We start from the raw sequence: 12,921 nt of genomic DNA, 5'->3' as shown, positions 1-12,921 counted from the left end.
CACTGCAGGAACGCAGACCGGCCGACGTCGCCCGGGAACCCCGGGCGAGGCTGGATTCTGCCCCAGACCCAAAGAGGGGTTCACCCATGCGATACGTAGTTGGCTACACACCAAACGAACGCGGCGCGGATGCCGTTGCCCTGGCCACCGCGTTGGCCCGGGCGCAGGGCGCGCAGCTGGATCTGGTCTTTGTAGTGGACAAGGGGCTGCATGTTGCCCAGGACGTGGCGAGCGGGCATGTCCTCGCCAACGAGAAGTCCGTGCAGGACGCACAGCGCGAAGGACTCAGCCTGGTCCCGGACGATGTCCCCGTGGAGTTCCACGCGCGGCACGCGGACTCGTTCGCCGCGGGACTGATCGAAGCCGCCGTTGACCACGACGCCGCGCTGATCGTGGTGGGGGCGGCGAGCAACGGCCTGTTCAAGCGCCACACCGTGGGCAGCGTGGCCAACGGACTCCTGCATGCTTCGCCCGTGCCCGTCGCGCTGGCTCCGCGCGGCTACCGCCGTACGGAGGCCATCACCCGGCTGACCCTCGCCGTCGGCCAGCGTGCCGGCGCGGAAGCGGCGATCGACGTCGCCATCGGGGCGGCCGGACGCCGGAGCGTGCCGCTGCGGATGGTCTCCCTGGTGGAGCTCGACGCCGAAGGGGACCCGGGCGAAGTGGTCAACGCGGCTCACATCCACGCGAACACCGTGCTCACCGAAGCGTCGCGCCGCCTGCCTGAGGGGCACCACGTCACGGTGGAAGTGGCGCACGGCCGCACCATCGAGGAGTGCATCGACGACCTTGAATGGGACGACGGCGAGATCCTGATTGTGGGGTCCTCGCGCCTGGCGGAGAAGAATAAGCTGTTCATTGGCAGCACGGCCAACAAGGTGCTCCGCGCGTTGCCCGTGCCCATGGTGGTCATCCCGCGCGAGTACGAGCGGGTGGACACGGCTATGGCGCCCTGACCCGCCGCGGCACGTCCAGCGCGAACGGGCATTTGCGGCCTCGAAGCAGAGCGCGAACGGGCAGATAATGCCCTCAAAAAGCGAAAAACAGGGCATTATCTGCCCGTTCGCGCTGAGGACGCGGGGCTTAAGTGTCCGCTCGCGCTTCCCGCAGCGCACGCTTCCGGGCCACGGAGTTCCGGCGCGTCGCGGCAAGCATGTCCACGGTCAGCACCAGCAGGGCCAGCCACACCACGCCGAAGCCGATCCAGCGGTCCAGGGTCATGGCCTCCTTGAACACCACCAGGGCAACGATGAACTGGAGCACGGGCGCGAAGTACTGCAGCAGCCCGATGGTGGTCATGGGCAGGCGGCGGGCGGACGCTCCGAAGAACAGCAGCGGAACGGCCGTGATCACGCCCGAGGAAACCAGCAGCCAGAAGTGCGTGGAGCCCTGGGTTCCGAGGGTGTTGGTGCCGCTGACGGCAAGGAAGATCATCGTAGCGGCCGCCAGGGGAGTGAGCACCACCGTCTCCATCGTCAGGCTGGTCACTGCGTCAGCCTTGGGACCGATCCGTTTCTTCACGAAGCCGTAGAGGCCGAAGCTCACCGCCAGCGTCAGCGCGATCCACGGGAGTTTGCCGTACGAAAACGTCAGGACCACCACAGCAACGAAGCCGATGCCGACGGCGGCCCACTGGAGCGGCCGCAGCTTTTCCTTCAGCACGAACACGCCCAGCAGGACGGAGACTAGGGGGTTGATGAAGTAGCCCAGGGCAGCCTCCACGGCCTGGCCGGTGGTCACGCCGTACGTATACGTCAGCCAGTTCACTGCGATGAGGGCTGCGGCGATGGACAACGTGCCGAAAATGGCACGGTCACGGAACGCTGCCGCCAGGACGCCCCAGGAACGGGTAACCGTCACCAGCAGCGTGCAGAACACCAGCGACCACACCACCCGGTTTGCCACGATTTCCACTGCACCGGCGGGCTGCAGCACGAAGAAGTACAGGGGCAGCAGCCCCCAGAGTCCGTACGCGCCGATCCCGAAGAGGACACCCGCCGTCGTATCCTTGTCCACTGCCTTAAGCGCGACGCCGGGGCGTGGCGGCTGTCCGCCGGACGCGCCGTGGGACGCGGCACCGGAAACAGGGCGGCCCGGTGCGGTCATGGCAGTGGGGGTGGCGGTTCCGTCGGGTGTAGGCACACGATCAATAACACCACCTCCGCCGGCGGTATTCCGCCAACACGGTGCCGATCCTCCGGGAACGGTATCCCCGGGTCTTGCGGTACTCAGTACGCTTACCACTATGAACTCGCATCCTGAACAGGCCCCCCGGTGAGGCTCCGCCACAGCAACGCCTCGGGGAGGGGCTACCGGCGGCTGGCCGCGGGCACCGGCTTCACGTACCGCGACCTGGACGGTTCCACCCTGCCCCCGGGTCCTGTCCGGGAGCGGCTGGAGAGCATCGGCATTCCGCCGGCCTGGACAGACGTGTGGATTGCGCCCTACGACAACGGCCACATCCAGGCCACCGGACTGGACGCCGTGGGCCGCCGGCAGTACATCTACCACCCGGCCTGGCGCGAGAAGAAGGACCGGCTCAAGTTCGACCGTGCCCTTCAGCTCGCCGAATCCCTGCCGGGCGCGCGCAGGCTGGTCACCATGGACCTCCGCAGCGAGGGATTCTCCCGCGAACGGGTCCTGGCGGGTGCCTTCCGGATGCTGGACAGCGGATCGCTGCGGGTCGGATCGGAACGATACACCAACGAGAACGGCAGCCACGGCCTGGCCACCCTGCTGTGCGCCCACGTGAAAGTGAAGCAGGACGCCCTCCGGCTCAGCTTCCCCGCCAAGAGCGGCAAGACCTGGGACTCGGAAATCGACGACGCCGACCTCGCCGCCCTGGTCCGTACGCTCAAGCGCCGCGGTGGTAACGCCAGGCTCCTGGCGTACAAGAACGGACGCAGCTGGCATCCCGTGGGCAGTGCGGAGATCAACGACTACGTGAAGGAACGCACCGGCGCCGACTTCACGGCCAAGGATTTCCGCACCCTCCGGGGCACGGTGGCGGCGGCCGTCAGCCTCGCCCGGTCCGGGCCGCAGGCGACGGTGGCCGCGAAGAAACGCGCCATCAGCCTGGCGATGCAGGACGCTGCGGCGGTGCTGGGGAACACGCCGTCGATCGCCCGGAAAAGCTATGTGGATCCCCGGCTGCTGGATCATTTTTCCGCGGGGGAGACCATCGACCCGCACCGGACGGGCTCGGCCGAATCCGAACTGCGCGCCCTGCTGTACCGGGAGGGCGACGTCGTATCCCTCAATAACTCCCCGAGGAAAGCGGGCTGACCACTTAGAATGGGGGAATTGTGCGCTAAGTGACCTGGCGCAGTCTCTCAGTTCTGGAAGGGCTCCCGGTGTCCAATTCGGCCGAAACCACCCCCAAACGTCCACTCCGCGTCGCGATCGTCGGCGCCGGGCCGGCCGGCGTCTACGCTGCGGACATCCTGACCAAGTCCAACGAGGTCAAGGACGGCGACTTTGAAGTCAGCATCGACCTCTTCGAGGCCTACCCTGCGCCGTACGGCCTGATCCGCTATGGCGTGGCTCCGGACCATCCGCGCATCAAGGGCATCGTCAACGCCCTGCACAAAGTCCTGGACCGCGGCGACATCCGCTTCCTCGGCAACGTGACCTACGGCCGCGACCTGAAACTCCATGATTTCCGTGCCTTCTACGACGCCGTGATTTTCTCCACGGGCGCCATCAAGGACGCGGACCTGAACATTCCCGGCGTCGAACTCGAGGGCTCCTACGGGGGCGCCGACTTCGTTTCCTGGTACGACGGCCACCCCGACGTTTCCCGTGACTGGCCGCTGGACGCCAAGGAAATCGCCGTGATCGGCAACGGCAACGTGGCCCTGGACGTGGCCCGCATGCTGGTGAAGCACGCCGACGAGCTGCTGTCCACGGAAATCCCGGACAACGTCTACCGGACGCTGAAGAACTCCCCTGTCACGGACGTGCACGTCTTCGGCCGCCGCGGCCCGGCCCAGGTGAAGTTCACCCCGCTGGAACTGCGTGAACTCAGCCACGCCAAGGACGTGGACATCGTGCTGTACCCGGAGGACTTTGAGTTCGACGAAGCCTCCGAGGAAGCCATCCGCACCAACAACCAGACCAAGACCATGGTGAACACCATGACCAACTGGCTGGTCGAAGAGCACGCCGAAGCCGAAGTCCCCTCCTCCCGCCGGCTTCACCTGCACTTCCTGCACAGCCCGGTCGAAATCTACAGCGGCGAACCGTCCGCCGCGGGCAACAGTGCTGCCGCCGGCAAGGTTGCGGGCATCAAGTTTGAGCGGATGCAGCTGGACGGCACAGGCAACGTCAAAGGCACCGGGGAGTACATCGACTACCCCGTCCAGGCTGTCTATCGGGCCATCGGGTACCACGGATCGCCGCTGGACGAACTCGAATACGACGCCAAGGCAGGCGTCATCCCCAACGAGGGCGGCCGGGTCCTCGACCGGGACGGCAATCCCGTCCCGGGGATCTACGCCACCGGCTGGATCAAGCGCGGTCCGGTCGGCCTCATCGGGCACACGAAGGGCGATGCCCTGGAGACCATCGGCTGCCTGCTCGAGGACCGGCTGACCCTGCCGCCGGCGCAGAACCCGGATCCGCACGCCATCATCGCCCTGCTCGAGGAGCGCGGTGTGGAGTACACCACCTGGGAAGGCTGGAACAGGCTCGACGCGCACGAAGTAGCCCTCGGGAAGGCGTGGACGGAAGCGGAAGCGGATACCGGCGTCGTGCGTGAACGGGTGAAGGTTGTGCCGCGCGAGGAAATGATCCGCATCTCCCGCAGCGCCGGGGACTGACCCCGCTCCTGGAGGGTGCACTGACCGGCGCCCACTGACCGGTGGCGGCGGCGCGGGGCGGGAACTAGACTGTCCGGACCAAGCCACTTCGGCATGCCGTCACGCCTGGCACACTGTTGTGCCGGCAGGGGAGTCCAATGAGGAAAACAATGCAGCCGGCCGTCCCCGGCAGCGCGGACAGCCGCGACGCTGCGGCACTGCTCCAGCGGCACGCCCTCGCGGGCCACGAGCTGCTGGCCGGACCCGGCCCGCTCAGTGCCGGCACCTCGGGCCAGGCCAATAACGTTCGTGTGCCCGGCCTGCGCAGCCTCGTGGAGGAATCCTGGCAGCGCTCAGTCCAGTTCCGGGCGAATCCGGACAACCCGGAAGCGCCGCTGGCCATGGACCGGGAAGAGCTGGACGAATACCGCAGCCAGCATCCCCTGGCCACCATCATGCCCGTCATCCATAAGCTCCTGGTCCTGCCCAGCCACGACAGCGGACTGCTGATCGCCGTGGGTGACGACGTGGGCCGGCTCCTCTGGGTGGAGGGCGACGCCGTGACGCAGCGCCGGGCCGAGGGCATGATGTTCGTGGCCGGCGCCGACTGGTCCGAGGCCAGCGTGGGAACCAGCGCTCCGGGCACAGCCCTGGCCCTGGGCCGCAGCATCCAGATTTCCGGTGCTGAACACTACAAGCGTTCCGTCCACCCCTGGAGCTGCACGGCTGTGCCGTTCCACGATCCCGATTCCGGCGCCCTGCTGGGGGTGGTGGACATTACCGGCACCGAATCCGCCGTCGCACCGCACACACTCTCACTGGTGGAGGCCACCGTTGCCGCGGCCCAGGCCCAGTTGCGCGTGGAGCGGCTCCAGCTGGCGGCCGCGCGCCAGGCGGCACCGGCCCGACGGCGGTCCGCGGCTTCCGCCGGGCGGACGGCGTCCGCTGCCGGCACCGGCAGCCTCTACCGCAACAGCCTCCAGATCCTGGGCCGGGACCAGGCACTGCTCAGCATCGAGGGCCGCACCGTGGCGCTCTCGGCCCGGCACAGCGAAATCCTGGCGCTTCTCAGCGTCCACCCGGACGGTCTCAGCGCGGAGGAACTCTGCACGCTGCTGTATCCGGGCGACGGCTCCTCCATGACGCTCCGGCCCGAGATGGTGCGCCTGCGCAAGGTCCTCCAACAGCTCAGCCCGGAGGCCGTCCCCGGCTCCCGCCCCTACCGGCTGCCGATGGACCTGATGCCGGACTCCGGCCAGGTCCTCAACTGCCTGCAGCGCGGTGCCCACCGCATCGCACTGGAGATCTACCGCGGCGCCGTGCTGCCCCGCTCGGAAGCGCCGGGCATCGTCGACCTCAGGGACCGCGTCTCCTCGCTGCTGCGCGAAGCGGTGCTCACCGACGGCAGCGCCGACGCGCTGCTGAAGTACGCGGAACTGCCGGAAGCCAAGAACGACGTCGGCGTCCGCACCGCCGCGCTGCGGCTCCTTCCGCCGCGCTCGCCCAAGCGGGCCGCCGTCGTCGCCGATCTTGAACGGCTGGAAACCGAACTGAGCGCCTGACCTCCCGCAACGTGAGCCGGGTCACTTAGGTTGCAACCTGACTGCAACCTCCCCGCTCCTACGCTGAATGCAACGGCGGCCGCCAGCACTGGCCGCCAATCATCTTGCACAGCAAAGGAGCTAGCAATGACTGTCTACGCACAGCCCGGTACCGAGGGTTCGAAGGTCACGTTCAAGGACCGCTACGAGAACTGGATCGGCGGCGAGTGGGTTGCCCCCGTCAAGGGCCAGTACTTCGAGAACATCACCCCGGTCACCGGCAAGGCATTCTGCGAGGTGGCCCGCGGCACGGCCGAGGACATCGAACTGGCACTGGACGCCGCACACAAGATCGCACCCTCCTGGGGCAAGACGTCCGTTGCGGAGCGCGCGGCGATCCTGAACAAGATCGCGGACCGCATCGACGAAAACCTCGAGATGCTCGCCGTCGCCGAGTCCTGGGACAACGGCAAGCCGATCCGCGAAACGCTCAATGCGGACATTCCGCTGGCCGCAGACCACTTCCGCTACTTCGCCTCCGCCGTCCGCGCCCAGGAAGGCCGCCTGTCCCAGCTCGACGACGACACCACCGCGTACCACTACCACGAGCCGCTCGGCGTCGTGGGCCAGATCATCCCGTGGAACTTCCCGATCCTGATGGCCGTCTGGAAGCTCGCCCCGGCACTCGCCGCCGGCAACGCCGTGGTCCTCAAGCCGGCCGAGCAGACGCCGTCGTCCATCCTCGTCCTGATGGAGCTCATCAGCGACATCCTGCCTGCAGGCGTCGTCAACGTGGTCAACGGCTTCGGCGTCGAAGCCGGAAAGCCGCTCGCTTCCAGCCCGCGGATCCGCAAGATCGCCTTCACCGGTGAAACCACCACCGGCCGGCTGATCAGCCAGTACGCGTCCCAGAACCTGATCCCGGTCACCCTGGAACTGGGCGGCAAGAGCCCCAACATCTTCTTCAACGACGTTGCCGAGAACAACGATGCGTTCTACGACAAGGCGCAGGAGGGCTTCGCCCTGTTTGCCTTCAACCAGGGCGAAGTCTGCACCTGCCCGTCCCGCGCCCTGGTCCAGGAGGACATCTACGACTCCTTCATGGCCGACGCCGTGGCACGGGTGGAGAAGATGATCCAGGGCAACCCGCTGGACACCGAAACCCAGGTGGGCGCCCAGGCCTCCAACGACCAGCTGGAGAAGATCCTCTCCTACATCGACATCGGAAAGCAGGAGGGCGCGAAGGTGCTCACCGGCGGCGGCCGCGCTGAATTGCCCGGCGACCTGGCCGGCGGCTTCTACGTCCAGCCCACCGTCTTCGAAGGCCACAACAAGATGCGGATCTTCCAGGAGGAGATCTTCGGCCCGGTGGTTTCCGTGACACGCTTCAGCGACTACAACGACGCCATGGGCATCGCCAACGACACCCTGTACGGCCTTGGCGCCGGTGTCTGGTCCCGCAACGGCAACGTGGCCTACCGCGCCGGCCGCGAGATCCAGGCCGGCCGCGTCTGGGTCAACAACTACCACGCCTACCCGGCCGGCGCCGCGTTCGGCGGCTACAAGTCCTCCGGCATCGGACGTGAGAACCACTCCATGATGCTGGACCACTACCAGCAGACCAAGAACCTGCTGGTCAGCTACAACGAAAACAAGCTCGGCTTCTTCTAGGCCGCACCAAGCCCGGGCGGGGACGGATTGCACGCATCCGTTCCCGCCCGCACCACCTGGACACCCCTCAGGAAGGCAGCAACACCCCTACAGCCCGATCCCTAAAGCAACGCTTTAACGACGCAAGGATTTCGCCAATGACGACGACAATGCAAGCAGCCGTAGTGACAGAATTCGGAAAAGACCTCCAGATCCAGGACATCCCCGTCCCCACCCCGGGCCGCGGACAGGCGCTGGTCAAGGTCATCACCACGGGCGTGTGCCACACGGACCTGCACGCCGCCGAAGGGGACTGGCCGGTCAAGCCGTCGCCGCCCTTTGTACCCGGCCACGAAGGCGTGGGCGAAGTGGTAGCGCTCGGCGACGGTGTCACCGACCTCGCCGTCGGAGACCTCGTAGGCAACGCCTGGCTCTGGTCCGCCTGCGGCGACTGCCAGTACTGCCGCACCGGCTGGGAAACCCTGTGCGAAGCGCAGAAGAATGCCGGGTACAGCGTGGACGGCTCCTTCGGGCAGTACATGCTGGTGGACAGCCGCTTTGCCGCCCGCATCCCCGCGGGCTCGGACCCGGTGGAGGTCGCCCCGGTGCTTTGTGCCGGCGTCACCGTCTACAAGGGCCTGAAGATGACGGAGGCCAAGCCGGGCCAATGGGTCACCATTTCCGGTATCGGCGGCCTGGGCCACATCGCGGTCCAGTACGCCGTGGCCATGGGCCTGCGGGTTGCCGCAGTGGACATCGCCGACGACAAACTCGCCTTAGCCAAGAAACACGGCGCCGAACTGACCGTCAACGCCCTCCATGAGGACCCGGTGGAAGTCATTCAGCGTGAAACCGGAGGTTGCCATGGAGTCCTGGTCACGGCAGTGCACCCGTCAGCCTTTGGGCAGGCGATCGGGATGGCCCGGCGGGGCGGCACGATCGTGTTCAACGGCCTCCCGCCGGGCGACTTCCCGGCACCGATCTTCGAGATTGTGCTCAAGGGCCTGACCGTCCGGGGCTCGATCGTGGGAACCCGGCAGGACCTCGAGGAAGCCCTGGAGTTCTACGCGCAGGGCAAGATCCACCCCACGGTTTCCACCCGGGACCTTTCCGAAGTCAACGCGGTCCTGGACGAAATGAAGCACGCCAAGATCGACGGCCGTGTGGTGCTGAGGTTCTGATGCCCGATACCAGGCTCGAAGCCGCGGTGACGCTGCCCGGGGAGGACTTCTCCCGGGTGGCGCTCACCGGGGAGGCCGTCCAACTACTCCGGATGTTGTGGGGCCAGCACGGTCCCCTGATGTTCCACCAGTCCGGCGGCTGCTGCGACGGCTCCTCGCCCATGTGCTACCCGGCGGGTGATTTCATCACGGCGGAGGCGGACGTCCTCCTGGGGCTGTTCGACATCGCCGACGGTGTGGAGCCGAAGCCGCTCGAGTTCTGGATGTCCAGGGAGCAGTTCAACTACTGGAGCCACACCCACCTGACAGTGGATGTGGTGCAGGGCCGGGGGAGCGGGTTCTCGGTGGAGGCGCCGGAAGGGAAGCGGTTCCTCATCCGGTCAACACTGATGGACTGGCCGTCCTGAGCGGCCCCGCCCGGTAGCCGCCCCGCCCGGTAGCGGCCCCGCCCGAACACGGCGCCGAAACACAGCGCGAACGAACAGTTGCGGCCCCTCTCCCGAGGGGCCGCAACTGTTCGTTCCCGCGTCTCGTTCCCGCGTCTCGTTCCCGCGTCGGAATCGCCGGTCCGGACCGCCGAGATCGTCGTTCCGAGCCGTTACGCGCGTCTCACTATCTGGGATAAATGTGACCGTCCACTGGATGGACACTACTCTTGATAAGTCTGTTTCCAGCAAGCTATCGAGATTGTGGACTTTCCTATGAACCTTTTCCGGACGAAATCCATCGAGCAGTCGATTGCCGACGCCGATGAACCCGGACGCAAGCTGAAGCGTTCCCTGAGCACGTGGGACCTCATGATCATGGGCGTCGCCGTCGCCGTTGGTGCCGGGATCTTCTCTGTCGGAGCCAAGGCCGCCGCGAATTTCGCCGGCCCCGCCGTGACAATTTCCTTCGCCATTGCCGCCGTCACGTGTGCGCTGGCCATCATGTGCTACGCCGAGTTTGCCACCGCCATTCCGGTGGCCGGTTCCGCCTACGTCTTCACCTACGCCACCATGGGTGAACTGCTGGCCTGGATCATCGGCTGGAACCTCATCCTGGAACTCTTCACCGCCGGTGCCGTGATCGCCAAGTACTGGGGCATCTACCTCAGCAAGGTCTTCGCGCTCATGGGCGTGGACATTCCGCCCGCCATCTCGCTCGGCGGCATCGACCTTTACTGGGGCGCCTTCCTGATCGTGGCCGTTTTCACCGTCCTGCTGGTGCTGGGGACAAAGCTGTCCGCCCGCGTTGGCAACATCTTCACCCTGATCAAGATCGCCGTCGTGCTGTTCGTCATCGTGGTCGGCTTCACCTACGTGAAGGTCGAGAACTATTCGCCGTTCGTTCCGGCCTCCGAACCCACGGCCGCCTCGGGCACCGCCGACGTACTCAAGCAGTCCTTCTTCGGGTTCCTGACCGGAGCCGTTCCGGCGCAGTACGGCACCCTGGGCATCTTCGCCGGCGCCGCGCTCGTCTTCTTCGCCTTCATCGGATTCGACGTCGTGGCCACCTCGGCCGAAGAGGTCAAGAACCCGCAGAAGACCCTGCCGCGGGGCATCTTCGGCGGCCTGGCGATCGTCACCGTCCTCTACATCCTGGTGTCACTCGCCCTGACCGGCATGGTGTCCTACACGGAGCTGGCCGAGGCCAAGAACCCCACACTGACCACCGCCTTCGAAGCCGTGGGCAACACCGACGCTGCCAAGGTCATCGCGTTCGGCTCCCTGGTGGGCCTCACCACGGTGATCATGGTGCTGCTGATGGGCCTGTCCCGCGTGGTCCTGGCCATGAGCCGCGACGGCCTGCTGCCGCGCTCGCTGTCCAAGACCAGCACCATCCGTGCGACGCCGGTCCGCCTCCAGATCATCTGCGGCGCGGCTGTGGCCGTCGTGGCAGGCCTGACCAACGTGGACCTGCTCGAGGAAATGATCAACATCGGCACGCTGTCCGCCTTTGTGATGGTCAGCCTGGGCATCCTGGTCCTGCGGAAGAAGCGCCCGGACCTGAAGCCGGCCTTCCGCGTCCCGTTCGGCAAGGTCCTCCCGGTGGTGTCCGCGCTGCTGTGCCTCTACCTGATGACCAACCTGGCAGTCGAGACGTGGATCTTCTTCGCCATCTGGCTGGTCATCGGCGTGGCCATCTACTTCTCCTACGGCCAGAGGCACTCCCGGCTGAACGAGAAGTTCGCGGAAGCCAAGGCCGCCGTCAACGGCGCCCCGGAAGCCGCCCCCAAGGCCGCTCCGAAGGCCAACCCGGAGGACGAGGACGAGGACGAGGAAGCGCTCACGCGTAACTGATCTCACGCCGTCCCGCGGGCCCCGCGGAAGTCGGTCTGGCCATGACTCCATAAGATGGAGTCATGGCCAGAGCTGTTAAACCCGAGCGCAAGGCGGAGCTGCTGTCCGCCATCCAGGACTACCTGATGGACAAGACCCTGGCCGAGCTCACGTTCCGGAGCCTCGCAGAGGGCCTGGGCATCAGCTCCTACGTTCTGGTCTACCACTTCGGCAACCGGGAACAGCTGGTCAATGAGATCATCCGGTCCATCGAGTCCCGGCTGGACAGCATGCGCACCACGGACGTGCGCGACATTGACCGGGAGGCCTGGCGGTCCTTCCTGATGGAATCCTGGCAGTGGACCATGGCCCAGCGGAACCGGCACCTGGCAAGGCTGGAATTCGAGGCCACCGCGCAGGACGTCGTGGCGGCCTCGCCCCGCGGAACAGCGCAGGACCACTTCCGCATGCTCCACGACAAAGCGCGCGACTGGCTGGTGGTACAGGGCATCCGACCCGAGTACGCGGACACCGACGCCCGCCTCTTCACCTCCACGTTCTACGGGCTGCAGTTCGATTTTGTGGTGATGAACCAGCCTGAGGAAGCGACCAAGGCTTTCGAACTGATGGTGGCCGTCTTCTTCTCGAACCTTGAGCACCGCCTGGCCACCGACGGCCAGCACGTCTGACGCCCAAGGGCACGTCTGACGCCCAACGCTCGTCTGACGCCTTAGGAGGTGTGAGTTTAGGGCGCGGCGTGGCGGCCCATCCATTCAACGAGCGGCCTCAGCTCGTCCCAGAGGCGGCCGATTTCCTCAGTGGCCGCAGGCGTGGACAGCCAGTCCGGTTCACCCAGCCCTTGGCTGGCGGACAGCGACTTGTGTTTGAGGAGCTCCGCCCGGGGATGGTCGCGCGGGAAGCCCCTGGGCACGGTCTTGAGCCGTTCCCCTTCCACAGTGAAGCCGGCCTCGGCAACCCTGCGGACGATCTGCTCCAAGGATTCGCCCGTTCCGGTGGCGTCCACGGAATTCCGGAAACGGGCAAGCTGGGCCGGTGAGCTCGAATGGCAGCCGCCGCCCACCAGGAGCCCGTCGGCGCTGATCTGCACGTAGTAGCCCACCCCCTCCTGGAACGATGCGAGGGCGCCCTGGGCCGTCTTGTACGGCGACTTGTCCGGGGAGAACCGGACGTCCCGGTTGGGCCGGAAAATCTTCGCGGGCCCGAACCTCGGCTCCAGCCCGGCCAACAGGGCAGTCAGCGGTTCCCGGACGAGCGTTTCGTAGCTGGGCTTGTGCGCCAGCCACCACTCCCGGTTGTTGTTCTGCTCAAGTTCGGCATAAAAGCCGAAAGCAGCGGCGGGGATACCGGCGAATGTGTTCATGTAGGGAGCCTAGGGCGGCGTCGCCTGCCGGGCCAGTGGCCCGGGTCCCGTATGTGGAAAACGGCATGCGGACGCAGAACACCCCGCCGCGGATGGTCCGCAGCGGGG

The 12,921-nt window shown here is 66.6% G+C and carries 11 protein-coding genes; 9 read left to right on the top strand and 2 right to left on the bottom strand.

The window, feature by feature from the left end; all coding sequences use genetic code 11:
- Positions 1–86 precede the first annotated feature (86 nt).
- Positions 87–956 carry a universal stress protein gene (locus tag BS38_RS0122340; protein WP_028272771.1) on the top strand — a complete coding sequence of 290 codons (870 nt, stop codon included), beginning with the start codon at positions 87–89 and terminating at the stop codon, positions 954–956.
- A 127-nt stretch (positions 957–1,083) separates the two neighbouring features.
- Here the strand turns inward: BS38_RS0122340 and rarD are convergent, their stop codons facing one another.
- Entirely contained in the window at positions 1,084–2,106 is a 1,023-nt protein-coding gene (gene rarD, locus BS38_RS0122335) for an EamA family transporter RarD (RefSeq protein ID WP_442853359.1), read from the bottom strand.
- Positions 2,107–2,274: 168 nt separating this feature from the next.
- On the opposite strand from rarD, the gene BS38_RS0122330 reads away from it, so the two are divergent.
- The 8 genes from BS38_RS0122330 (at position 2,275) to BS38_RS0122295 (ending at position 12,121) form a co-directional block, all read left to right on the top strand.
- A complete protein-coding gene (locus BS38_RS0122330) occupies positions 2,275–3,285 on the top strand; it encodes a DNA topoisomerase IB (protein ID WP_028272769.1) in 1,011 nt (336 codons plus the stop codon).
- Between the two features lie 68 nt (positions 3,286–3,353).
- Entirely contained in the window at positions 3,354–4,820 is a 1,467-nt protein-coding gene (locus tag BS38_RS0122325) for an FAD-dependent oxidoreductase (RefSeq protein WP_028272768.1), read from the top strand.
- A gap of 137 nt (positions 4,821–4,957) precedes the next feature.
- Complete coding sequence (locus BS38_RS0122320; RefSeq protein WP_028272767.1) at positions 4,958–6,361, top strand: helix-turn-helix domain-containing protein; 1,404 nt, start codon at positions 4,958–4,960, stop codon at positions 6,359–6,361.
- A 126-nt stretch (positions 6,362–6,487) separates the two neighbouring features.
- Positions 6,488–8,011 (top strand): acetaldehyde dehydrogenase ExaC, encoded by a 1,524-nt coding sequence (gene exaC / locus BS38_RS0122315; protein ID WP_028272766.1) that lies wholly within the window; start codon positions 6,488–6,490, stop codon positions 8,009–8,011.
- Between the two features lie 137 nt (positions 8,012–8,148).
- Positions 8,149–9,171 carry an alcohol dehydrogenase AdhP gene (gene adhP, locus BS38_RS0122310; RefSeq protein ID WP_028272765.1) on the top strand — a complete coding sequence of 341 codons (1,023 nt, stop codon included), beginning with the start codon at positions 8,149–8,151 and terminating at the stop codon, positions 9,169–9,171.
- The gene (locus BS38_RS0122305) at positions 9,171–9,578 is read left to right on the top strand and encodes a DUF779 domain-containing protein (RefSeq protein WP_028272764.1); all 408 of its coding nucleotides are present in this window, start codon (positions 9,171–9,173) and stop codon (positions 9,576–9,578) included. Before adhP ends, BS38_RS0122305 begins: the two co-directional genes overlap by 1 nt.
- Before the next feature lie 294 nt (positions 9,579–9,872).
- Positions 9,873–11,453, top strand: coding sequence for an amino acid permease (locus BS38_RS0122300; protein ID WP_028272763.1), 1,581 nt, complete (start codon positions 9,873–9,875; stop codon positions 11,451–11,453).
- Positions 11,454–11,515: 62 nt separating this feature from the next.
- Complete coding sequence (locus tag BS38_RS0122295; protein WP_028272762.1) at positions 11,516–12,121, top strand: TetR/AcrR family transcriptional regulator; 606 nt, start codon at positions 11,516–11,518, stop codon at positions 12,119–12,121.
- Positions 12,122–12,177: 56 nt separating this feature from the next.
- On the opposite strand, the gene BS38_RS0122290 is transcribed toward BS38_RS0122295, so the two are convergent.
- Complete coding sequence (locus BS38_RS0122290; RefSeq protein ID WP_028272761.1) at positions 12,178–12,813, bottom strand: DUF2461 domain-containing protein; 636 nt, start codon at positions 12,811–12,813, stop codon at positions 12,178–12,180.
- Between the last annotated feature and the right edge of the window lie 108 nt (positions 12,814–12,921).

The organism is Arthrobacter sp. UNC362MFTsu5.1 (assembly GCF_000685965.1).
Lineage (GTDB): Bacteria > Actinomycetota > Actinomycetes > Actinomycetales > Micrococcaceae > Arthrobacter.
The sequence above is the reverse complement of the archived record's forward strand: the minus strand, read 5'-3'. Positions and strand labels throughout refer to the sequence as shown.